The sequence below is a fragment of the Caballeronia insecticola genome, assembly GCF_000402035.1.
In the GTDB taxonomy this organism is placed as follows: domain Bacteria; phylum Pseudomonadota; class Gammaproteobacteria; order Burkholderiales; family Burkholderiaceae; genus Caballeronia; species Caballeronia insecticola.
Genome location: NC_021294.1, coordinates 394,236 through 417,695 on the forward strand (window position 1 = coordinate 394,236; position 23,460 = coordinate 417,695).

23 protein-coding genes are annotated in these 23,460 nt (G+C 63.7%); 22 read left to right on the forward strand and 1 reads right to left on the reverse strand.

All coding sequences use genetic code 11. The features are described from left to right. Positions 1-2 precede the first annotated feature (2 nt). The 19 genes from BRPE64_RS32885 to BRPE64_RS15990 all read left to right on the forward strand — a co-directional run bounded on the left by BRPE64_RS32885 (position 3) and on the right by BRPE64_RS15990 (position 18,327). Positions 3-212, forward strand: a complete 210-nt coding sequence (locus BRPE64_RS32885; RefSeq protein WP_016354484.1) for a hypothetical protein — start codon at positions 3-5, stop codon at positions 210-212. Then, positions 209-1,195 (forward strand): MurR/RpiR family transcriptional regulator, encoded by a 987-nt coding sequence (locus tag BRPE64_RS15905; RefSeq protein WP_016354485.1) that lies wholly within the window; start codon positions 209-211, stop codon positions 1,193-1,195. Before BRPE64_RS32885 ends, BRPE64_RS15905 begins: the two co-directional genes overlap by 4 nt. Beyond that, a complete protein-coding gene (locus BRPE64_RS15910) occupies positions 1,192-2,169 on the forward strand; it encodes an isoaspartyl peptidase/L-asparaginase family protein (RefSeq protein WP_016354486.1) in 978 nt (325 codons plus the stop codon). Before BRPE64_RS15905 ends, BRPE64_RS15910 begins: the two co-directional genes overlap by 4 nt. Continuing rightward, a complete protein-coding gene (locus tag BRPE64_RS15915; protein WP_016354487.1) occupies positions 2,166-4,082 on the forward strand; it encodes a dipeptide ABC transporter ATP-binding protein in 1,917 nt (638 codons plus the stop codon). The genes BRPE64_RS15910 and BRPE64_RS15915 overlap by 4 nt, the downstream gene beginning before the upstream one ends. Before the next feature lie 36 nt (positions 4,083-4,118). Continuing rightward, a complete protein-coding gene (gene gsiB / locus BRPE64_RS15920) occupies positions 4,119-5,675 on the forward strand; it encodes a glutathione ABC transporter substrate-binding protein GsiB (protein WP_016354488.1) in 1,557 nt (518 codons plus the stop codon). A gap of 49 nt (positions 5,676-5,724) precedes the next feature. Continuing rightward, positions 5,725-6,645, forward strand: coding sequence for a glutathione ABC transporter permease GsiC (gene gsiC, locus BRPE64_RS15925; protein WP_016354489.1), 921 nt, complete (start codon positions 5,725-5,727; stop codon positions 6,643-6,645). A gap of 7 nt (positions 6,646-6,652) precedes the next feature. Next, entirely contained in the window at positions 6,653-7,552 is a 900-nt protein-coding gene (gene gsiD / locus BRPE64_RS15930) for a glutathione ABC transporter permease GsiD (protein ID WP_016354490.1), read from the forward strand. Then, positions 7,549-8,568 carry a DmpA family aminopeptidase gene (locus BRPE64_RS15935; RefSeq protein WP_016354491.1) on the forward strand — a complete coding sequence of 340 codons (1,020 nt, stop codon included), beginning with the start codon at positions 7,549-7,551 and terminating at the stop codon, positions 8,566-8,568. Before gsiD ends, BRPE64_RS15935 begins: the two co-directional genes overlap by 4 nt. Beyond that, positions 8,565-9,389 (forward strand): M55 family metallopeptidase, encoded by an 825-nt coding sequence (locus BRPE64_RS15940; protein WP_016354492.1) that lies wholly within the window; start codon positions 8,565-8,567, stop codon positions 9,387-9,389. The genes BRPE64_RS15935 and BRPE64_RS15940 overlap by 4 nt, the downstream gene beginning before the upstream one ends. A gap of 89 nt (positions 9,390-9,478) precedes the next feature. Next, the gene (locus BRPE64_RS15945; protein WP_144063420.1) at positions 9,479-9,697 is read left to right on the forward strand and encodes a hypothetical protein; all 219 of its coding nucleotides are present in this window, start codon (positions 9,479-9,481) and stop codon (positions 9,695-9,697) included. 49 nt (positions 9,698-9,746) lie between these two features. Then, positions 9,747-10,124, forward strand: a complete 378-nt coding sequence (gene crcB / locus BRPE64_RS15950) for a fluoride efflux transporter CrcB (protein ID WP_016354494.1) — start codon at positions 9,747-9,749, stop codon at positions 10,122-10,124. A 140-nt stretch (positions 10,125-10,264) separates the two neighbouring features. Next, a complete protein-coding gene (locus BRPE64_RS15955; RefSeq protein WP_016354495.1) occupies positions 10,265-10,738 on the forward strand; it encodes a GNAT family N-acetyltransferase in 474 nt (157 codons plus the stop codon). Positions 10,739-10,868: 130 nt separating this feature from the next. Then, a complete protein-coding gene (gene hutH, locus BRPE64_RS15960; protein ID WP_016354496.1) occupies positions 10,869-12,398 on the forward strand; it encodes a histidine ammonia-lyase in 1,530 nt (509 codons plus the stop codon). Continuing rightward, positions 12,395-13,090: a histidine utilization repressor gene (hutC, locus tag BRPE64_RS15965; protein ID WP_016354497.1), complete on the forward strand. Its 696-nt coding sequence runs from the start codon at positions 12,395-12,397 to the stop codon at positions 13,088-13,090. Before hutH ends, hutC begins: the two co-directional genes overlap by 4 nt. A 5-nt stretch (positions 13,091-13,095) precedes the next feature. Next, positions 13,096-13,665, forward strand: coding sequence for a HutD/Ves family protein (locus BRPE64_RS15970; protein WP_044042687.1), 570 nt, complete (start codon positions 13,096-13,098; stop codon positions 13,663-13,665). A gap of 47 nt (positions 13,666-13,712) precedes the next feature. After that, on the forward strand, positions 13,713-15,104 hold the full coding sequence (locus tag BRPE64_RS15975) for a formimidoylglutamate deiminase (protein ID WP_016354499.1): 1,392 nt from the start codon (positions 13,713-13,715) through the stop codon (positions 15,102-15,104). A gap of 18 nt (positions 15,105-15,122) precedes the next feature. Next, complete coding sequence (gene hutG, locus BRPE64_RS15980) at positions 15,123-15,926, forward strand: N-formylglutamate deformylase (RefSeq protein WP_016354500.1); 804 nt, start codon at positions 15,123-15,125, stop codon at positions 15,924-15,926. A 334-nt stretch (positions 15,927-16,260) separates the two neighbouring features. Continuing rightward, positions 16,261-16,569: a DUF4148 domain-containing protein gene (locus BRPE64_RS15985; protein WP_044042688.1), complete on the forward strand. Its 309-nt coding sequence runs from the start codon at positions 16,261-16,263 to the stop codon at positions 16,567-16,569. A gap of 432 nt (positions 16,570-17,001) precedes the next feature. Next, positions 17,002-18,327, forward strand: coding sequence for a DUF1996 domain-containing protein (locus tag BRPE64_RS15990; protein WP_044042293.1), 1,326 nt, complete (start codon positions 17,002-17,004; stop codon positions 18,325-18,327). 12 nt (positions 18,328-18,339) lie between these two features. Here BRPE64_RS15990 and BRPE64_RS15995 read toward each other — a convergent pair whose 3' ends face one another. Beyond that, complete coding sequence (locus tag BRPE64_RS15995; protein WP_016354503.1) at positions 18,340-19,038, reverse strand: TetR/AcrR family transcriptional regulator; 699 nt, start codon at positions 19,036-19,038, stop codon at positions 18,340-18,342. Between the two features lie 373 nt (positions 19,039-19,411). Between BRPE64_RS15995 and BRPE64_RS16000 the strand changes: the two genes are divergently transcribed. The 3 genes from BRPE64_RS16000 to preA all read left to right on the forward strand — a co-directional run bounded on the left by BRPE64_RS16000 (position 19,412) and on the right by preA (position 23,436). Then, entirely contained in the window at positions 19,412-20,692 is a 1,281-nt protein-coding gene (locus tag BRPE64_RS16000; RefSeq protein WP_016354504.1) for a Zn-dependent hydrolase, read from the forward strand. Positions 20,693-20,792: 100 nt separating this feature from the next. Next, positions 20,793-22,127 carry an NAD(P)-dependent oxidoreductase gene (locus BRPE64_RS16005; protein WP_016354506.1) on the forward strand — a complete coding sequence of 445 codons (1,335 nt, stop codon included), beginning with the start codon at positions 20,793-20,795 and terminating at the stop codon, positions 22,125-22,127. 22 nt (positions 22,128-22,149) lie between these two features. Next, positions 22,150-23,436: an NAD-dependent dihydropyrimidine dehydrogenase subunit PreA gene (gene preA / locus BRPE64_RS16010; RefSeq protein ID WP_016354507.1), complete on the forward strand. Its 1,287-nt coding sequence runs from the start codon at positions 22,150-22,152 to the stop codon at positions 23,434-23,436. Positions 23,437-23,460 lie beyond the last annotated feature (24 nt).

Consider the following 23,460-nt stretch of genomic DNA (forward strand, 5'->3'; position numbering starts at 1 on the left):
GATTGGAGCTCGAAGAAGGCGCACGCGTGCATTTTCGCGGCGCGGCGTCCCGTATTGTGCATGAACGTGCGCGCCCGATCGCCGCGCATGTGCGGCCTGGCGCGTCTTATCGAAAACCCGAAGTCGATGAAAATGAATTTTTTCTGGCGGATTTTTTGAGTAAATATACTTTCATTGCCAATCCCGCAACGAGGGCTCAGCGCCGTTCATGACCCGTTCGCCACCGGTTCGCGCGCCTGCCAAGGCCGACGATCTCATCTCCGCGCGCATCACGGCCGCCATGCCGACGCTCACGCCGATCCATCGGCGCATGGGTGCTTTCGTGCTGGCCAACCTGTTCCGCTCGGCGACGATGCGCATCGACGAACTGGCGGGCGCCGTGGGCGCGTCGGTCGCCACGGCGAACCGGTTTGCGCGCGCGCTCGGCTTTTCCGGCTATCCGGCGTTTCGTGAGGCGCTCGTGCGCGGCTTCGAGGCGACCATCGCGCCCGTCGAACGCCTGCGCACGGCGCTCGAATCGCCGGCGAGCGGGGCCGAAGTGTTCGATGCATCGCTCGCGCAAGCCGCCGCGAATCTGCGTCTCGCGCAGACGTCCGTGGATGCCGCCAAGGCCGGCGCGATCGTCGACGCCATTCTCGCCGCGCCGCGCGTCTTCGTGATCGGCTACGGCGCGAGCGCGTTTCTGGCCGGCTTGATGGAGCATGGCCTGACGCCATATTGCGCGAACGTGCAGTCGCTCGCGTTGACGGGCGGGCCGTCGCACGCGGCGCGCAGGCTGTTCACGGCGGCGCGCGGCGACGTGCTGATCGCGATTGCGTTCCCGCGTTACGTCGATGACACCATCACGCTCGCGAGGCTTGCGCGCGAACACGGGCTGCGCGTCGTCGCGCTCACTGACAGCGCCGCATCGCCGCTCGCGCACGTCGCGGACCTCGTGCTGCCGGTGCGCGCCGAGCGGCGGCTCGCGGCGAATTGCGACACGGCGGTGCTCGCCGTCATCGAAGCATTGTGCGATGCCGTCGCGCACCGCGCGAAGCGCTCGGTCGAAGCGGCGTCGGGATTGACCGAATTCGTCTTGCCGTGGCTCGTCGCGCCGTCGCTGCTGAACGGCGCGAACGTGAACACGAGCACTCGGGCGGCACCGCGCCGCCACACGACCAAACGACCCACTCACACGGAACCGCGCGAGTCATGAACGCCACACCAGTCATCGCCATCCACGGCGGCGCGGGTACGATCCTGCGCAGCGCCATGAATACCGAAACCGAAGCGCGCTATCACGCCGCGCTCGCGGAAATTCTGCGCGCGGGCGAGCGCATTCTCGCCGACGGCGGCAGCGCACTGGACGCCGTGACCGAAGCCGTGCGCCTGCTCGAAGACTGCCCGCTGTTCAACGCGGGCCACGGCGCGGTGTTCACGGCCGCGGGCACGCACGAGCTCGATGCCTCCGTCATGGACGGCGCGACGCTCGACGCCGGCTCGATCAGCTGCGTGACGCGCGTGAAGAACCCGGTGCTTGCCGCGCGCCGCGTGCTCGATGTGAGCGACCACGTCATGTTCACGGCCGAGGGCGCGGAAGCGTTCGCACAGGCGCAAAGGCTCGAGTTCGTCGATCCGTCCTACTTCCGCACCGAAGCGCGCTACGAACAATGGCTGAAGGCGCGCGGCACGTCGCGCACGATGCTCGATCACGACGCGCAGACCTTCGCGTTCTCGAACACGCCGCCGGAAGACGATCCGATCGATCCGGCGAAGAAGTTCGGCACGGTCGGCGCCGTCGCGCTCGATGCGCACGGTCATGTGGCCGCGGCCACGTCGACGGGCGGCATCACCAACAAGCAGGCGGGCCGCGTCGGCGATGCGCCGCTGATCGGCGCGGGATGCTATGCGAACGACGCCACGTGCGCCGTATCGACCACGGGCACCGGCGAGATGTTCATCCGCATGCTCGCCGCCTACGACGTTTCGGCGCAGATGGAGTATCGCGGCGTGTCGCTGGAAGCTGCTGCGAGCGATGTCGTGATGAACAAGCTGCCGCGCATCGAGGGACGCGGCGGGCTCGTTGCGGTCGATGCGCAGGGCAACGTCGCGCTGACGTTCAACACCGAGGGCATGTATCGCGGTTACGCGCGCGTGGGCGAGCCGCCCGTCACGGCCATCTACCGATGATGAGCCCGACGTCGACTCCGCCGCTGGATCTGCCGGACGGGCGCGTCATCGACGTGCACGATCTATCGGTCTCGTTTCGTTCGCGCGCGCGCATTATCGAAGCCGTGCGTCGGGTTTCGTTTTCGGTCGATCGCGGCGAGACGCTTGCGATCGTCGGCGAATCGGGTTCGGGCAAATCGGTCACGTCGCTCGCGTTGATGCGGCTCGTCGAGCATGGCGGCGGGCAGATCGTGTCGGGCAGCATCGCGTTCCGGCGCCGCAACGGCCGGGTGCTCGATCTCGCGAAAGCAAGCTCCGCGACGATGCGCAGCGTGCGTGGCGCGGACATCGCGATGATCTTCCAGGAGCCGATGACCTCGCTCAATCCGGTCTTCACGGTCGGCGATCAGATCGCGGAAGCCATCGCGCTGCATCAGGGCAAGAGCCGCTCCGAGGCTCGCACCGAAGCGCTGCATCTGCTCGATCTCGTGCGTATTCCCGAATCGCGCCGCGTGTTCGCGCGTTATCCGCATCAATTGTCGGGCGGCATGCGTCAGCGTGTGATGATCGCGATGGCGCTGTCCTGCAAGCCCGCGCTCCTGATCGCCGACGAGCCGACCACCGCGCTCGACGTGACCATTCAGGCGCAGATCCTGCAACTCGTGCGCGGCCTGCAGGACGAGATGAACATGGGCGTGATCTTCATCACGCACGACATGGGCGTGGTCGCCGAAGTGGCGGACCGCGTGCTCGTGATGTATCGCGGCGACAAGGTGGAGGAAGCGCCGTCGGACACGCTGTTTCATGCGCCGAAGCATCCGTACACGAAGGCGCTGCTCGCCGCCGTGCCGACGCTCGGCGCGATGCACGGCACCGATCGCCCCGCGAAATTCCCGATTCTCGAAGTGGAGCCGGTGGCCTTGGCGCCCGACGATGCGAGCGCGTTGCGGCCGTCCGAGGCGGTCGAAAAGGAAACGCAGCCCGCCGTCGATGAAACCGCCAGGCCGATTCTGCGCGTGCGCGATCTCGTCACGCGCTTTCCGGTCAAGACCGGTTTGCTGGGCCGCACGACGGCGGCGGTGCATGCGGTCGAACGCGTGAGTTTCGATCTGCGTCCGGGCGAGACGCTTGCGCTCGTCGGCGAATCGGGCTGCGGCAAATCGACGACGGGGCGCTCGCTGTTGCGGCTCGTCGAAAGCCAGAGCGGTTCCATCGAATTCGACGGGCGCGATATCAGCAAGCTCGAAGGCCCCGATTTACAGGCGCTCAGGCGCAACATCCAGTTCATTTTTCAGGACCCGTTCGCGTCGCTGAATCCGCGTCTGACCGTCGGCTTCTCGGTGATGGAGCCGCTGCTCGTGCATCGCGTCGCGAGCGGCAAGGAAGCGCAGGCGCGCGTCGACTGGCTGCTGGAAAAAGTGGGCCTGCCGCCCGAAGCCGCGCAACGCTATCCGCATGAATTCTCCGGCGGACAACGGCAGCGCATCGCGATCGCGCGGGCGCTCGCGCTGAATCCGAAAGTCGTGATCGCCGACGAATCCGTCTCCGCGCTCGATGTTTCCGTGCGCGCGCAGATCGTCAATCTGATGCTCGATCTGCAGCGCGAACTGGGCGTCGCGTATCTGTTCATCTCGCACGACATGGCGGTGGTCGAGCGCGTGAGTCATCGCGTGGCGGTGATGTATCTCGGCCAGATCGTCGAGATCGGGCCGCGCGCGGCCGTGTTCGAAGCGCCGCGTCATCCGTACACGCGCAAGCTGATGAGCGCGGTGCCCGTTGCCGATCCGTCGCGCCGTCACGCCAAGCGCATGCTCGCCGCCGACGAGATTCCGAGCCCGATCCGCAAGCTCGGCGACGAACCTGTCGTCGCGAAGCTCGTAGCCGTAGGACCAGACCATTACGTTGCCGAGCATCACGTCGGCGGCGCGTATTGAAGACCCAACCATAACGTCAAGCCAAGGAGTCCAACGATGCCGTCTTCTCGTCCTTTTCCGTTGCGCAAGCTGCTTGCAGCAGGCGTGTTTGCCACGCTGACCGCGCTGGGTCCCGTCGCCGCGCATGCGCAGAGTACCGCCGTGATGGCCGTCGCCTCGACCTTCACGACCATGGACCCGTACGATGCCAACGACACGCTCTCGCAAGCGGTGGCGAAGTCGTTCTATCAGGGCCTGTTCGGCTTCGACAAGGACATGAAGATTCAGAACGTGCTCGCCACGAGCTACGAAGCGAGCCCCGACGCGAAGGTCTACACGATCCATCTGCGCCACGACGTGAAGTTCCACGACGGCACCGACTTCAACGCCGACGCCGTGAAGGCCGTGTTCGATCGCGTGACCGATCCGAACAACAAGCTGAAGCGTTATAACCTCTTCAACAAGATCGAGAAGACCGAAGCGATCGATCCGTACACGGTGAAGATCACGCTGAAGATTCCGTTCTCGGCGTTCATCAACGTGCTCGCGCATCCGTCGGCGGTGATGATTTCGCCCACCGCGCTCAAGAAGTACGGCAAGGAGATCGCGTTTCATCCGGTCGGCACGGGGCCGTTCGAATTCGTCGAGTGGAAGCAGACGGACGACCTGAAGGTGAAGAAGTTCGCCGGCTACTGGAAGAAGGGCTTGCCGAAGATCGACATGATCGACTGGAAGCCCGTGGTCGATAACAACACGCGCTCCGCGCTGATGCAGACGGGCGAGGCGGATTTCGCGTTCTCGATTCCGTTCGAGCAGGCCGCGACGCTCAAGACGAGCCCGAAGGTCGACTTGATCGCGGCGCCGTCGATCATTCAGCGCTACGTCAGCATGAACGTGCTGCAGAAGCCCTTCGACAATCCGAAGGTGCGCGAGGCGATGAACTACGCGATCAACAAGGAAGCGCTCGTGAAGGTGGCGTTCGCGGGTTATGCCGTGCCGGCGGAAGGCGTGGTGCCGCCGGGCGTCGAATACGCGACCAAGCTCGGCCCCTGGAAATACGATCCCGCGAAGGCGCGCGAGTTGCTCAAGGAAGCGGGCTATCCGAACGGCTTCGAAACCGTGCTGTGGTCCGGCTATAACCACACGACCGCGCAGAAGATCATCCAGTTCGTGCAGCAGCAGCTCGCGCAGGTGGGCGTGAAGGCATCGGTAGAAGCGCTCGAAGCGGGCCAGCGCGTGCAGCGCATCGAAAGCGCGCCCGACCCGAAGACGGCGCCTGTGCGCATGCTCTACATCGGCTGGTCGTCGTCGACGGGCGAAGCTGACTGGGCGATCTCGCCGCTGCTCGGCGGCGCGTCGTTCCCGCCGAAGCTCTTCAACACGGCGTACTACAAGAACGATCAGGTCGACGACGATCTTTCGAAGGCGCTCGCCACCACCGACCACAGCGAGAAGGCCAAGCTCTACGCGGATGCGCAGAAGCGCATCTGGGCCGATGCGCCGTGGATCTTCCTCGTCACGGAAAAAGTCGTGTATGCGCGCAGCAAGCGCCTGTCCGGCGCCTACGTGATGCCTGACGGCTCGTTCAGTTTCGACGAGATCGCAATCAAGTAAAACGCCCCGGCCGGGCTTCGCCGCCCGGCCGCACCGGCCTTAAAAAACGATGCTCAACTTCCTCGCCAAACGCCTGCTGGGCCTGCTGCCGACGCTCTTCATCGTGGCGGTGCTCGTGTTCTTCTTCGTGCACATGCTGCCGGGCGATCCCGCGCGTCTCGCCGCCGGCGCCGAAGCCGACGAGGCGACCGTGGCGCTCGTGCGCGCCGATCTCGGCCTCGACAAGCCGCTGCCGCAGCAACTCGTGAGCTTCTTCGGCAAGGTCGTGCATTTCGACTTCGGTACGTCCACGCGCAGCAAGCGGCCGGTGTCGATGGAGATCGGCGAGCGCTTCATGCCGACGCTGTGGCTCACGCTCGCGAGTATGGTCTGGGCCGTGATCTTCGGCATGGCGATCGGCATTGTGTCGGCGGTATGGCGCAATCGCTGGCCTGACCGGCTGGGCATGACCATCGCGGTGTCGGGCATCTCGTTTCCCGCTTTCGCGCTCGGCATGCTGCTGATGGAAATCTTCTCGGTGAAGCTCGGCTGGCTGCCTATCGTAAGTGACGGAACGTGGAAGGGTTACGTGCTGCCGTCCATCACGCTGGGCGCGGCCGTGGCGGCGGTGATGGCGCGCTTCACGCGTGCGTCGTTCGTCGAAGTGCTCGGCGAGGACTTCGTGCGCACCGCGCGCGCGAAGGGCGTGCACGAGCCGATGGTCATCATCAAGCATTGTCTGCGCAACGCGATGATTCCCGTCGTCACGATGATGGGCCTGCAGTTCGGTTTTCTGCTCGGCGGCTCGATTGTCGTCGAGAAGGTGTTCAACTGGCCGGGCCTCGGACGCCTGCTCGTCGATGCCGTCGAGATGCGCGACTATCCGGTGATTCAGGCGGAAGTGCTGCTGTTTTCGCTGGAGTTCATCGTGATCAATCTGATCGTGGACGTGCTGTACGCGGTCATCAATCCGACCATCCGCTTCAAGTGAGGACCGCATGAGCGTAGCCGCCGACAATGCCAAGGTCGCCGTTGCCACGGAGCGCGAAGTCCGCACGCCGTGGACGGAGTTCTGGCGCAAGTTCAAACAACAACCCGTTGCGCTGGCCGCGGCGGCATTCGTGATTTTGTTGATCGTGATCGCGATCATCGCGCCGTATATCGCGCCTTACGATCCGGAGAATTATTTCGACTACGACGCACTCAACGCCGGTCCTTCCGCGGCGCACTGGTTCGGCGTGGATTCGCTGGGCCGCGACATTCTCAGCCGTATTCTCGTCGGCAGCCGCATCTCGCTCACGGCGGGCTTGCTCTCGGTCGTGATCGGCGCGGTGATCGGCACGTTCTTCGGGCTTCTCGCGGGCTATTACGAAGGCTGGTGGGACCGCATCGTGATGCGTATCGCGGACGTGCTCTTCGCGTTCCCCGGCATTCTGCTCGCGATCGGCGTTGTCGCGATTCTCGGCAACGGCATGGTGAACGTGGTGTGCGCGGTCGCCATCTTCAGCATTCCCGCGTTCGCGCGGCTCGTGCGCGGCAACACGCTCGCGCTCAAACATCTCACGTATATCGAGGCGGCGCGCAGCATCGGCGCATCGGACTGGACGATCCTCGCGCGGCACATCCTGCCGGGCACGATCTCGTCGGTGGTGGTGTACTTCACGATGCGCATCGGCACGTCGATCATCACGGCCGCGAGCCTGTCGTTCCTCGGACTCGGCGCGCAGCCGCCGACGCCCGAATGGGGCGCGATGCTCAACGAAGCGCGCGCCGACATGGCCATGGCGCCGCACGTCGCGATCTTCCCGAGCCTCGCGATCTTCTTCACGGTGCTCGCGTTCAACCTGCTCGGCGACGGCCTGCGCGACGCGCTCGATCCGAAGCTCGACCGGCCATGATGCAGGCGCCGCATATCGGCACGATGAACGCGGGCGCGCGCGGCACGATCGCCGATGTCGCGGGCGTGACAGTCGGCCATTGCACGCTGAATCAGGGCCCCATTCAGACGGGCGTCACCGTTATCCGTCCGCACCCTGGCGACGCGTATCGCGAGAAAGTGCCGGCGGGCGCGTGCGTGATCAACGGCTTCGGCAAGAGTATCGGGCTCGTGCAAGTGGAAGAACTCGGCGTGCTCGAAACGCCGCTCGCGCTGACCAACACGTTCGGCGTGGGCACCGTGGCGAACGCGCAGATTCGCGCGGCGATCAAGGCCAATCCGCAGATCGGACGCGACGACCCGAGCGTGAATCCGCTCGTGTTCGAATGCAACGATGGCTATCTCAACGACATGCAGGCGCTCGCCATCGACGAGGCGCATTACCTGAGCGCGCTCGATGCATGCAGCGAAGCGTTCGAGCGCGGCGCAGTGGGCGCGGGGCGCGGCATGTCGTGTTTCGGGCTGAAGGGCGGAATCGGGTCGGCGTCGCGTGTGGCGCATGTCGGCGAGCAGCATTACACGATGGGCGCGCTCGTGCTCGCGAACTTCGGCCGCTTGCCGCAACTCATCGTCGCCGGCGATGCGCTTGGCCGCACGTTGCAGGCGGAATCGACGATCCAGCCCGAGCACGGCTCGATCATCATGCTGATTGCAACCGATGCGCCGCTCGATGCGCGCCAGCTTCGCCGCGTCGCCACGCGCGCCGCCGCCGGACTCGCGCGCACCGGTTCGGTCTACGGTCACGGCAGCGGCGATATCGCGCTCGCCTTCACGACGGCGTACCGCGTGCCGCACGACGCCGCGCTGATCGCGATACCGCCGCTCGTCAGCGACACGCGGCTCGATCCGCTGTTTCAAGCCGCAGCGGACTGCGTCGAGCAAGCGATCCTCGATGCGCTCTTCAGTGCGGAGACGGTCGCGGGCCGCGACGGTCATCGGCGTATTTCGCTTAACGAAGCTTTGAGAACGCGAACATGAAAGTGCTGATTTCGGTGGATATCGAAGGCATTGCGGGCGTGTTCCATCCGGAGCAGACGCGCGCCGGCAACGGCGAATACGAACAGGCGCGCCGCTGGATGACGCGCGAGGCCAATGCGGCTACGCTCGGCGCATTCGAAGGAGGCGCGTCGCAGGTATGGATCAACGATTCGCACGGCGGATTTCGCAACCTTGTGCCGGATCTGCTCGATCCGCGCGTGCGGCTCGTGCTCGGCAAGCCGCGCACGCTCGGCATGATGGCGGGGCTCGAGGCATCGCCGGAACTGGTGTTCATGATCGGTTATCACGCGCGTGCGCAAAGCCGCGGAATTCTGGCGCACACGATCAACAGCGCCGCGTTCGCGCGCGTCATGCTGGATGCGGAGGAAGTCGGCGAGGCGGCGCTGTACGGCAGGCTTGCCGAGGAACGCGGCGCGCGCGTCGTGCTCCTGACCGGCGACGACGTCTTCGGCGCCGAAACCTTGCCCGCGTTTCCCGGCGCACGCTTTCTCTGTGTGAAGACCGCGCACGGCTATTCGAGCGGCGTGACCGAAACGCCCGCCGCCGCATGCGAGGCGATCCAGCTTGCCGCGCGTGAAACGCTCGAGGCGGCAGCGGATCAGCAACGCATGTCGCGCGCGGCGCCCGCCGCACATCGCTGCGAATTGCGTGCGCAAAGCACCGCATTCGCCGATCTTTTTTGCCAATGGCCGACGCTCGAACGCGTCGATGCCGTGACGCTCGCGTTCGATGCGCCCTCGGTCGAACATGTCGTGCGAACGCTCAATTGCCTTTCGGCAATGTCCTTCATGATACGGTGAGCGCCTTAACTCAACGCGTGGACTGTCGTTAGAATGGAGCCATTCGCAAGACTGGCTTGCTTTCCGACGAGTTTTTCCCGGCGGCGCTCATGCATCACATCAAGCTCGAACACAACGACGACGGGGCACTCGACCCCGCCGACCCGCAGGTTGTCATGCGCGGCTCGCTTTTCATCGACGGTCGCGAGGCCGGTTGCTGGGAATCGCGCCGCGACGGCACGTGGGCGGCGCATGTGCGGCATCGCGAAGGCTGGATCGTCGCGACGAGCCGCGACGCGCTGACCGAGCGGCTCGTCCGCGATGCGTGAGTCCGCAATGCGTGAGTCCGAATAATTTCGAAAACGGTTCAACACTTACATGTATTTGTCGATCATCGCCGTGGGGCTCGGGGGCGGACTGGGCTCGCTCCTCAGATGGGTCCTCGGCCTGCGCCTCAATGCGATCTTTCCTAATCTGCCGCTCGGCACGTTCACGGCGAACGTCATTGCGGGCTACATCATCGGCGTGGCGGTCGCGTTTTTCGCGCGCGTCCCGGACATCTCGGTGGAATGGCGGCTTTTCGTCATCACCGGGCTGATGGGCGGACTCTCCACGTTTTCCACGTTCTCGGCCGAAGTGGTCGCCCATCTGCAGCAGGGGCGGCTCGGCTGGGCGTTCGCGGAGATCGCGATTCACGTCGGCGCGTCGCTTCTGATGACTGCGCTCGGCATCGCGACGGTGGCCGTGGCTTCCTGAGGGGCGCTTCACGTGCCTCGCACCGCGGCAACGCTTGCGCTCCGTCAAACGTTTGCGCTTTTCCAATTTCCAGCGTTTTAACGCACGACCCTCGCTGCTCAGGCAGCGGTTTTTATATTGACAGTAATGAAGGTGATGATATGCCAGGGCTTTCGCTCATCGAAATCAGACCGTACCGTGCGAACGATCTCGACGGCGTGATTGATCTGTTTCAACGCGCAGTGCGCGAGACGGCCTCGGCCGATTACAGTGCGGTGCAGATCGACGTTTGGTCGCACGTGGACCGCGACGAGTGGGAACTGGCCCGCCTGAGCCGCCCGACGTGGGTAGCGTTCGTCGGCGGCGAACTGGCCGGTTTCGCGGATCTCGAAAAGAACGGTCTCGTCGACATGATGTTCGTCGATCCGAAGCATCAACGCACGGGCGTGGCGACGGCGCTGCTCGCGCGCGTGGAAGCCGAGGCGGACGAAGCCGACATCGGTTGCCTGCACACCTATGCGAGCGTCACGGCGCGGCCGTTCTTCGAATATTGCGGTTTCACGATGCTGCTCGCGCGCGCGGTCGTCGTGCGGGAACAGCGCTTCGTCCAGTTCGTCATGGAAAAAGTGCTGTAGCCCCGAAAATCTGTATAGACAACATTCGTTTCGAATGACCGGGTTGACCTAGGAGAATCCCGTATTCCCACTTGTTTCGTCCTGTTTGCACGTTTAGACTTGAGCCTAACTTGTATAGACAGGACGAACCATGATCACGCTCACACCCGGAAAACTCACTCTCCCGCAACTGCGCCGTATCGCCCGTGGCTCGGATCCGCTCACGCTGGATCCGGCCAGCTTCGACGCCATCGATGCAAGCGCGCGCGCCGTCGCCGCAATCGCCGCGAAGGGCGAGCCTGCCTACGGCATCAACACGGGCTTCGGGCGGCTCGCCAACACGCACATCCCCGCCGATCAACTCGAACTGCTGCAAAAGAATCTGGTGCTGTCGCACGCGGTGGGCGTCGGTGAGCCGATGTCGCGTCCGGTCGTGCGGCTGTTGATGGCGCTCAAGCTGTCGAGCCTCGGCCGCGGTCATTCGGGCATCCGCCGCGAAGTCATCGACGCGCTCATCACGCTTTTCAACGCCGACGTGCTGCCGGTCATCCCGGTGAAAGGCTCGGTCGGCGCATCGGGCGATCTCGCGCCGCTCGCGCATATGTCCACGGTGCTGCTCGGCTTGGGCGACGTCATGATTCGCGGCGAGCGCGCAAGTGCCGTCGACGGCCTCGCGGTCGCGGGCCTGAAGCCGCTCACGTTGCAGGCGAAGGAAGGGCTCGCGCTCCTGAACGGCACGCAAGCCTCGGCGGCGCTCGCGCTCTACAACCTCTTCGCGATCGAAGACCTGTTCCGCACCGGGCTCGTCGCGGGCGCGTTGTCGGTGGATGCGGCGGCGGGCTCCGTCGTGCCGTTCGATGCGCGCATCCACGAACTGCGCGGCCATCGCGGCCAGATCGATGCAGCCAGCGCGTATCGCACCCTGCTGAAGGGCTCGGGCATCAATCTGTCGCACGCGGACTGCGAGAAGGTTCAGGACCCGTACAGCCTGCGCTGCCAGCCGCAGGTGATGGGCGCGTGTCTCGACCAGATGCGTCACGCGGCGGACGTGCTGCTGATTGAATCGAACGCTGTCTCCGATAATCCGCTGATCTTCCCCGATACGGGCGAAGTGCTCTCGGGCGGCAACTTCCACGCGGAACCGGTCGCGTTCGCCGCCGACAATCTCGCGCTCGCCGCCGCCGAAATCGGCGCGTTGGCGGAACGCCGCATCGCGCTCTTGATCGACGCGACGCTCTCCGGCCTGCCGCCTTTCCTGGTGCGCGACGGCGGCGTGAACTCGGGCTTCATGATTGCGCATGTGACGGCTGCCGCGCTCGCGTCCGAGAACAAGACGCTCGCGCATCCGGCATCGGTGGATTCGCTGCCGACTTCCGCGAATCAGGAAGATCACGTGTCCATGGCGACGTTCGCCGCGCGCAAGCTCGGCGACATCGCCAGCAACACGGCCAACATTCTCGCGATCGAACTGCTCGCGGCGGCGCAGGGCGTCGATCTGCGCGCACCGTATCAGACGAGCGCGCCGCTGCTCGAAGTGATGAAGACGCTGCGCGCGCAGGTTCCGCACTACGACCTCGACCGCTACTTCGCGCCGGACATCGCCGCAATTGCGACGCTCGTGCAAGACGGCGCGATCGCGCGGCACAGCCCGTTCGCGTTCGCATCGGAACAGGCTGCATGAACACGCCCGCGTATCAGGAGATCAAGGACTACATTCTCCGGCGCATTCATATCGGTGAGTGGAAGGAGGGCGATCAGGTGCCCTCCGAAAACGAGCTCGCGCGCGAGTTCAAAGTCGCGCGCATGACCGTGAACCGTGCGCTACGCGAGCTGACCGCCGAGCAGATCCTGACGCGCGTGCAGGGCGCGGGCACCTTCGTCGCGCAGCCGAAATACGCGTCTACGCTGGTCGAGATTCGCAGCATTTCCGATGAAATCGTCGCGCGTGGCCACACGTATAGCGCGCAGGTGCTGCATCTGGGCGCGTCGATCGTCGATGAAGCGCTCGCCGCCGAGATGCATCTGACGCTGGGCAGCCCGGTGTTCCATTCGCGCGTGCTGCATTTCGAAAACGACGAACCCGTGCAGATGGAAGCGCGCTACGTGAATCCTGCGCTCGCGCCGGAATATGCGCGGCAGGATTTCACGACCATCACGCCGAATCAGTACCTGATGGTGGCGGCGCCTTTGCAGCGCGTCGAGTACCGGATCGAGGCTTCGGTGCCGTCGGCGGAAATTCGCCATGCGCTCGCGATGAACGAACACGAGCCGTGTCTGCTGCTGCATCGGCGCACGTGGTCGCGCGATGCCGTCGCGTCCGTGGCGAACCTCTGGCATCCGGGCGACCGCTATCAGTTCACCGGACATTTTTGAACATCATGATCATTCGGGCTGACTCGCTCACTCCCCGGCCATGGAAAAACGGCGGCGGCGTGACGCGCGAGATCGCGGCGGGGCCGCCGGGTGCGTCGATGGAGGCGTTCGCATGGCGTCTGTCGCTCGCCGATGTCGCCGCAGACGGCGCGTTCTCCACCTTCCCCGGCGTCGACCGCGTGCTCGTGCTGCTGGACGGCGCGGGCATGCGCCTCACGGAAGCGAGCGGCCATGTGCACGCGCTCGACGCGCCGCTCGCGATCGCGCGCTTTCCCGGCGAGACGCCAATCCACGCGACACTCAATCACGGACCGACGCGCGATTTCAACGTGATGGTGCAACGGGCGCGGGCACGCGCGACGGTGCAGGCGCATCGTGAATCGGCTGCCATCGTGGCCACGCACGACGTCACGTTGATCTTCTGCGCGCGCGGCCGGATCGAAATCGAATGCGCCGGCGACGCGCGCCATACGCTCGAATCGGGCGACACGCTGCGCCTCGATCGCGCGACCGCACTGGAGTGCGAAGCGGCGGACGGCGCGGCGTGGCTGCACGTCGGCATCGACATGCTGTAGAGGTAAAGACGGCGCGCAGCCGCACATCGACAATAACGGAGACAGACATGAATGCAGCGCCCCGCGCATTCTTCGCCGATCACGCGCGCCTGGCCGATGGCTGGCAACGCGACGTGCTGTTCGAATGGGACGAGAACGGCGCGCTCGTGCGCGTCACGCCGGACAGCGCCGCGCCCGCGGGCGTCGAACGCGCGCAAGGGCCGGTCGTGCCCGGCATGCCGAATCTGCATTCGCACGCGTTCCAGCGCGCGATGGCGGGCCTCACCGAATATCGCGCCAGCGCAACCGATACGTTCTGGAGCTGGCGCGATCTCATGTATCGCTTCGCCGCGAAGATCGGACCGGAGTCGCTCGGGGATATCGCGCGGTGGCTGTACATCGAGATGCTGAAGGCGGGGTACACGTCCGTCTGCGAGTTTCATTACGTGCATCACGCACCCGACGGCGCGCCCTACGCGAACCGCGCGGAACTCGCCGAGCGCGTCGTCGATGCGGCTGCGAGTGCGGGCATCGGCATCACGATGTTGCCCGTGCTCTACGAATACAGCGGCTTCAATCAGAGCGCGCCGCGCGACGATCAACGTCGCTTTCTCAACACGCCCGACTCGCTGCTCGCCCTGATCGATGCGCTGACGCGCTCGCGGCCGGAGAACGGTACGCGCCGCTACGGCGTGGCGCCGCATTCGCTGCGGGCCGTGTCCGGCGAATCGCTCGCGGCTTTGATCGAAGGGCTCGACGCGCGTTTGCAGCGCGCGCCGGTGCATATCCATATTTCCGAGCAGGTCGCCGAAATCGAGGCCTGTCTCGCGGCCACGGGCCAGCGTCCGGTCGAATGGCTGCTCGATCGTTTCGATGTCGATGAACGCTGGTGCCTCGTGCACGCGACGCATATCGACGCCGGCGAATGCGCGCGTCTCGCGGCCAGCGGCGCGATCGCGGGACTGTGTCTCACGACCGAGGCGAATCTCGGCGACGGCGTGTTTCCGTCGCGCGAATATCTCGATGCGGGCGGGCGAATCGGCGTAGGCTCGGATAGTCACATTGGCGTCGACTGGCGCTCGGAACTGCGGCTGCTCGAATACGGCCAGCGTTTGTGGCGGCGCCAGCGCAACGTGCTCGCTTCGTCGACGCAGAGCCGTCCCGCCGATCGTCTCTTCGACGCCGCGCTCGACGGCGGCGCGCACGCAACGGGCCGCGCCGTCGGCATGCTCGCGCCCGGCAAGCGCGCGGACTGGCTCGTGCTCGACGACGCGCATCCCGGCATCGGCGGCCATGCGCCCGAAACGTGGCTGTCGAGCGTGATCTTCGGCGAGCATGGCGAGAGCCCGATCCGCGACGTCTTCGTCGGCGGCCGCAAGGTGATCGCCGCGCGCCGGCACGCGCAGGAGGACGAATCGCTCGCGCGTTATCGTGCCGCTCTGCGCGGTCTGCTCGGCTGAGGTCATGGAGGTCATGAAATGGACGGTTCTTCGATCTTCACGCTGGAACGCGGCAGCGCGCCGCTGCTGATCTCGATTCCGCATCGGGGCACGCGCATTCCCTGTGCGCTCGCCGACGAGATGACGCCCGTCGCACAACGCGTCGAAGATTGCGACTGGCATCTGGAACGGCTGTATGCGTTCGGGCGCGAACTGGGCGCGTCGATGCTGACGCCCGAATATGCGCGCTATGTGATCGACCTGAACCGTCCGCCCGACGATGCGAATCTCTATCCCGGCCGCGATACGACCGGGCTGTGTCCCGTCGATACCTTCGACAAGGCGCCGCTCTACAAGCCGGGACACGAGCCGTCACGCGAGCAGATCGATGCGCGCCGCGCGATGTACTGGCAGCCGTATCACGACGCGCTTGCTGGCGAACTCGACCGCTTGCGGCACGCGCATGGCCGCGTGCTGCTGTGGGAAGCGCATTCGATCCGCTCGGTCGTGCCGCGTTTCTTCGACGGGCGTTTGACGGATTTCAACTTCGGCACTGCGGATGGCGCTTCGGCGGCGCCGGGGCTGGCGGAGCATCTGGCGGGCATCGTCGGGCGTGACGGCCGCTATACGACGGTGGCGAACGGACGCTTCAAGGGCGGCTACATCACACGGCACTATGGCCGCCCGGCGGATGGCGTTCACTCGATTCAACTGGAGTTGACGCAGGTCACCTACATGAAAGAATCGGCGCCGTTTGCTTACGACGAAGCGCTCGCCAGCGAGGTGCAGCCGCTCCTGCGCGAGCTGGTTTGGGCGGCGGTCGCTTATGTGTCGGCTGCGTGAGTCTGTCCGCCAGATGGCGATTGGCTGTCGAATCTGTACGTCGGAATTGATGTGAATCGATTACGCCTGTGGCGCGACGGCATCGGCGCTCGATAAAAATCATATAAAAATCATGAATTTACGACGGAAAGAAAGCCTTCGCTGACCCGAATCTCCGCCTCGCCCCGCGAAATGCATTGTTGCGAAACGAACAATTATGTTTCGTGCAAATTGGGGTTTCCCCTAGGTCATCGTCCTCCTACACTTGTCTTCAAGCGAAACGAAATCAGAAGCTACTTAAAAAACTTTCGATTCAGTTTCGATTTCAAAACAAGACTATTGGAGGTTCATCATGATCAAGGCATTCGTTCCCGCACTCGTCATCGCTTCGGCTCTCGCTGCTCCGACTTTCGCGTTCGCGCAAGACAACGGCCCGGTGACCCGCGCGCAAGTTCGCGCAGAGCTGGTTCAGCTCGAAAAGGCGGGCTACAACCCGTCCGCCGATCACGCTACCTATCCGCAAAACATTCAAGCCGCCGAATCGCGCGTGAATGCGCAACAAGGTACGTCGTCGTACGGTGCTTCGACGGCAGGCTCGTCGCAATCGGGCGCACGTCAGGCCGTGTCGATGTCGGATCGTAATTCGGTGTACTTCGGCCATTAAGCGCCTACGAACACAACGATTTTGAAGTGGCGGTAGAAGTAGAGAAGTGGCTGTTGCAGTAGACGGTGGAAAGCGCAGTAAATTGCGAGAAGTGTAATAGCAGTACCGTAGTAAGCAGCTCCACGAACGCCGACCGCGAAGTATCGCGGCCGGCGTTTTTCATTTTGTGGGCTCGCTTTCGAATAATCGTGCGCGCGCAATCGGTTGCTTAATGGCAGGCATTATTCTCATAAAAAGCAAATTCCTTACTGAATCGCCGCACGATTGCAAAAACACATGACAAATAATCGAAAAACATTTTCATGTGGATGGGCCGATATCCTAGAATACTTTCTGGCAGAACCGCGAAAACCAGCCTGGGCGCCATTATTCAGAATGGTTTGAGTAGTTGTGCCTATCATTTCGATTTTCATTGAAAAACTGAGGGTAGCCATGAAAAAAAAGCCCGCATTGCTGCGGTTTCTAATACTCCTGGTTCTCTCGGTCATTGCTAAGACAGCCTACCCTGGGCAATTCAACACGCAATGCGCCTATTCTCATACCAAGCCTGATGATTCGATCGTTCGTTACGGATTGCCGGGCCTTGCCATGCAACACGACTTTTTCGGCAACAAAACGACGGACGCCTATAGCGATCTCGCAAAACTCAATCTCAATAAGGCCACGACCTGCAACGTCACGGCCGACGCGTCCGCCTACTGGGCGCCGCAACTGAAAAGAGCTGCCGGTATCGTTGTTCCCGATTTTCAGAAAACGTATTACAGAAAGGACACCGCGCTGCCGCTAGTCACCGCGATTCCGCAGGGTCTGGAGATGCTCGCCGGCGACCATCACGGCACCGCCGCCAATCCCGCCGTTTCATTTTTTTGTGCCAACAAGGGCTATACAGGCGATCCGCCGACGAGTTGCCCGGTCGTCAACGGTAATGCGCAGCTCGATATCGTGGTGTATTTTCCGGACTGTTGGGATGGCGAGCACATCAAGCCGGATTTCTCCGCCGGTGTTCAGAATATGACGTACCACAACAAGGACGGCTCCTGTCCCGAAGCGTATCCGATCAAAATTCAGCAACTCGAAATGAATATTCAGTACACGCTTGGAAACAACGGCGATCTGAACGGCGCTCAGTTATCCATGGACCCGATCATGGTGAATGGCGTATTGACGCCGCAATGGGGAAGCCTTTATACGGCGCATGCCGACTTCATCAACGCGTGGAAGCCTGACAGCATGCAATATGCAACCGATGTGTGCTCCAATAATGGCGATACCGCGTGCAGCAACAATATTCCGACATATTATTCACCGGCTACCGCGGATACCTGGCTGGATGCCGCTGGCACGCCTCATAACGGAGATCAGAAGCTGCGCGTGGGTCCGGGCGACATCATCTTCATGAAATTCCCGACGCCCACGAATACGACAGAATATCCGTACGCAAGCGCCGGCGTGCAGACTCAGGGAGGCAACGTTTCCAACTCATCGGCGGTCTACCTTTATGTTTTCGCGGCGGCGACTAACTGGGACGACGCGAACACGCCGCCGACCGTCAGCGCCTGCACGTCGCAATCCGTGGGCGCCATCTATCTCGACAATGTCAATCAGCTCCGCGTGAATGGCATCGACAGTTACGTCAAACAGCAGATCGCCTCGAAAGCGCCGGAGACCGCGATCTGCATCAAGAACAACACGTCGAACGTGGTCGAATTCAACTCGCGCGAAATGAAAACCGGGGTGCCTGCCCTGTTCCTGAAATAACGCCCGCGCTTCTCAACGGGCGGCGTGCGGCGAAACCGCGCCGCACGCACGCAGTACGAGCCGCACGACCTCTTCCGTCTCTTGGTCGTAAGCCTTGCGGGTGAGCGCGCGCCGTCCCTTCAGCGCGCGAATCTGCGCATCGAAGTCGGCGTAATGCTGGGTGATGGCCCAGATCAGGAACATGAAGGTCTGCGGCTCGACAGGCGCGACGAGGCCGCGCGCAATCCATCCTTCTATCACCGTGACGCGCGTGTCCAGCCACGGCTTGACGCGCTCGTTGAGCACGTCCTGCATGTGATGCGCGCCGTGGATGATCTCGCTCGCCCACACCTTCGAGCCGAGCGGTCTGCGTCGCGATAACTCCATCTTTGCGCGCACGTAGCCGCCTATCGCTTCGACCGGATCGTCGCTGCATTCGAACGTATCCGCCGCGCGATGCCAGTCCTCGAACAAGTCCTCCAGCACGCGGCGATAGAGCGCGAGCTTCGTCGGGAAGTAGTAGTGCAGGTTGGCTTTCGGCAAGCCGGCGCGCTCGGCGATCATCGCGGTGCTCGCGCCTTCCAGTCCTTTCTCCGCGAAGACTTCTTCCGCGCAGGCCAGAAGCTGCGCTTCGTTGCTCTCGCGAATCTGCGCGCGGCGGCGTCGCAAAGGCGGCGCTGCGTCTTCGGTTTCGGTTTCGGTGATGCCGTCAGCCGTGTCGTCGTGTCTCATCGTCGAGTTCGTTCGCCGTGTGTGCCGCATCGTGCCTCAATCGCGTGGTTCGTGCACGCCGCGCTGCATCGCGACGAAAGTGCTGCCAGCGTCAATGTCCGCCGATGCTGCATCGCAATGGCACGCTTATCGCTTTGTATGCTCGCACACGAAACACGTTGATTTGCTTATTTTAATCGGCTACAACCTGTCCAACTGGACAGGATTTGAAGAGCGCTCGCAACCAGAGAAGCGCGGCATTCGCATCAATCATCGCAGAACAGAAATCGTGCACCGGGCGCGTGCGGCGCTGCACCGCCGGCGACCGCAAGCGCCCGGCATGCACGAACCCAGGTCACTCACATACGAAGTCCGATCGTAAGGAGCGAGGCGAATGAACGTGGCAACGGATGCAATCAGAGAGGCTGGTCTCGATACGTCCATCAAGGTGAACGGTCAACGCTTATGGGACAGTCTCATGACGATGGCCAGGATCGGCGCGACGCCCAAAGGTGGCGTCTGCCGCCTGGCGCTGACCGATCTCGACCGCGAAGGACGCGATCTGATCGTGAGCTGGGCGAAGGAAGCGGGCTGCACGGTGAGCGTCGATCAAATGGGCAACGTGTTCATGCGGCGCGCGGGGCGCAATCCCGACGCGCTTCCCGTCATGACCGGCTCGCACGCGGACTCGCAACCGACCGGCGGACGTTTCGACGGCATCTACGGCGTGCTCGGCGGGCTCGAAGTGATTCGCTCGCTCAACGATCGCGGCATCGAGACGGAGCATCCGATCGAAGTCGTCATCTGGACCAACGAAGAAGGCTCGCGTTTCGCGCCGGCGATGGTCGCATCGGGCGTGTTCGCGGGCGTGTTCTCGCTGGACTACGGCCTGTCGCGCAAGGACGTCGATGGCAAGACGATCGGCGAGGAACTGCAGCGCATTGGCTATGCGGGCGATCTGCCGTGCGGCGGCCGCAAGCTGCATGCGGCGTTCGAACTGCATATCGAGCAAGGTCCGATACTCGAAGCCGAAGACAAGACGATTGGCGTCGTCACCGATGCGCAGGGTCAGCGTTGGTACGAGATCACGCTGACGGGCCAGGAAGCGCACGCGGGCCCGACGCCGATGCCGCGCCGCAAGGACGCGTTGCTCGGTGCGGCGCGCGTGGTGGATCTCGTCAACCGCATCGGGCTCGATCACGCGCCGCTCGCGTGCGCGACGGTCGGCATGATGCAGGTGTATCCGAACTCGCGCAATGTGATTCCGGGCCGCGTGTTCTTCACCGTCGATTTCCGTCATCCCGACGATGCCGTGCTCGCACGCATGGACGCCGCGTTGCGCGAAGGCGTTGCGCGTATCGCGGGCGAAATCGGCCTGCAAAACGAGCTCGAACAAATCTTCTACTACGAGCCGGTCAAGTTCGATGCCGCGTGTGTCGCGTCCGTGCGCGCGGCGGCGCAGCGCTTCGGCTACTCGCATCGCGACATGGTGTCGGGCGCGGGCCACGACGCGTGCTATCTCTCGCAGGTTGCGCCGACGTCGATGGTCTTCGTGCCTTGCGTCGACGGCATCAGCCATAACGAAATCGAAGACGCGTCGCAGGAATGGATCGAGGCGGGCGCGAACGTGCTGCTGCACGCCATGCTCGAGCGCGCGTCGGAACCGGTCACGTAACAAGCCACGTAACAAGCGTTTTTCCGTTCTTACCTCGAAGCCGTCCGCGACCCCACGCGCGGACGCAAGGCACCGTCACGCCCAGAAAAAAGGAACGCGCATGACCCATAAAGCCATCGGCGATATCGCGAGTCAGCGTCTCACGCAAGAACAGCTCGCATGCGAATTCTCCGACGTCGCGCCGCTGCTCGACGCCACCGCCGCAGCCGCCGCCGCAAGCCGCTGCCATTACTGCTACGACGCGCCCTGCGTGCAGGCATGTCCGACGCAGATCGACATTCCGGGCTTCATTCGCAAGATCGGCAACGGCAATCTGAAGGGCGCGGCCGTCGACATTCTTTCGGCCAATCCGCTCGGCGGCATGTGCGCGCGCGTTTGCCCGACGGAGATTCTTTGCGAAGGTAGTTGCGTACGCAATCATCCGGGCGATGCGCCCGTGCAGATCGGCGCATTGCAACGCCACGCGACCGATGCGGCGATGGCGAAGGGCGCGCCGCTCTTTTCGCGCGCGCCGGAGACGGGCCGGCGCATTGCGATCGTCGGCGCGGGACCGGCGGGGCTCGCGTGCGCGTATCGTCTCGCGCTGGCGGGACATCGCGCGGTGATCTTCGATGCGCGCGCAAAGCCCGGCGGCCTCAACGAGTACGGCATCGCGGCATACAAGACGGTCGAAGACTTTGCGCAGCGCGAAATCGAGTGGCTGTATTCGATTGACGGCATCGAGATCGAGACGGGCCGTGCGCTCGGCCGCGACTTCACGCTCGACGATCTGCGCAAACAGTACGACGCCGTGTTCATCGGCTTCGGGCTGGCGGGCGTGCGCGAACTGGCGCTCGAAGGCGAGTCGCTTAGCGGCGTGATGAACGCGGTGGATTTCATCGAGCAAGTGCGTCAGGCCGACGATCTCGCGAGCGTGCCGGTCGGGCGTCGCGTGGTCGTGATCGGCGGCGGCAACACGGCCGTCGATGCATGCGTGCAGTCCGCCAAGCTCGGCGCGACGAGCGTGACGATGGCATATCGCCGCGGCGTCGACAACATGAGCGCGACGTGGGCCGAGCGCGAATTCGCGCAGACGAACGGCGTCACGATCGTTACGCATGCAAAGCCTGTGCGATTGATCGGCGAAAACGGCCAGGTGACCGGCGTCGAATTCGAGCGCGATGCGGAGCGCTTCGTGATCGCGGCGGACATGGTGCTGAAGGCGATCGGTCAGACGCTCGTGCCCGTCGGCATCGAACGCGAGTTGCTGACGCTCGACGGCGGACGCATCGTCACGGATGAAAACCGTCAGACGACGCTCTCGAAAGTGTGGGCCGGCGGCGATTGCGCGACCCACGAAGGACTCGATCTCACCGTGCAGGCCGTGCAGGACGGCAAGCTCGCGGCGGCGTCCATCGACGCATCGTTCGAGCTGACTGCGATCAAAGCCGCCTGACTCATAAAGGAGCCGAACAAACATGGCCGATCTGACTTGCAACATTGCCGGCATCAAGTCGCCGAATCCTTTCTGGCTCGCCTCCGCGCCGCCGACCGACAAGGCCTACAACGTCAATCGCGCGTTCGAGGCGGGCTGGGGCGGCGTCGTATGGAAGACGCTCGGGCTTGATCCGCACGTCGTCAACGTGAGTTCGCGTTATGGCGCGGTGCAGTGGAACGGGCAGCGCATTGCGGGATTGAACAACATCGAACTGATCACGGATCGTCCGCTCGACGTGAATCTGCGCGAGATCGAACAAGTGAAGCGCGACTGGCCCGATCGCGCGCTGATCGTCTCGCTGATGGTGCCGTGCAACGAGCGCGACTGGAAGTGGATTCTCACGCAGGTCGAAGACACAGGCGCCGATGCGGTCGAACTGAACTTCGGTTGTCCGCACGGCATGAGCGAGCGCGGCATGGGCGCGGCTGTCGGACAAGTGCCGGAATATGTCGAGATGGTTACGCGCTGGGTGAAGGAAGGCACGAAGCTGCCGTGTCTCGTGAAGCTCACGCCGAACATCAGCGACATTCGCATGGGCTCGCGCGCGGCGTTCAATGGCGGCGCGGACGGCGTGTCGCTCATCAACACGATCAACTCGATTGTCGCCGTCGATCTCGACCAGATGGCGCCGATGCCGACCGTGGATGGCAAAGGCACGCACGGCGGCTATTGCGGACCGGCGGTAAAGCCGATCGCGCTCAACATGGTCGCGGAAATCGCGCGCGATCCCGAGACGCCGAACCTGCCGATATCGGGCATCGGTGGCATTTCTTCATGGCGCGATGCCGCCGAGTTCATGGTGCTGGGCGCGGGCAGCGTGCAGGTCTGCACGGCGGCGATGCACTACGGCTTTCGCATCGTGTCCGATCTCGCCGACGGTCTCTCGAACTGGATGGACGAAAAAGGTTACGCAACGCTCGACGACATCTGCGGCCGCGCGGTGCCGAATGTCACGGACTGGAAGAACCTCAATCTCAAGTACGACATCAAGGCGCGCATCGATCAGGACAAGTGCATCAAGTGCGGGCTGTGTCATATCGCCTGCGAGGACACGTCGCATCAGGCGATCCTGAAAGAGAAGGACGGCCAGCGGCACTTCGAAGTGGTGGATGCGGAATGCGTCGGCTGCAACCTGTGCATGCATGTGTGCCCGGTCGAGCAATGCATCACGATGGAACGCGTCGATGCCGGCGAATACGCGAACTGGACCACGCATCCGAACAATCCCGCGCGCGTGGATGCGGAGGAAGCCGCGAAAGCGGCCTGAGCCATCGACACAATCAACTGCACG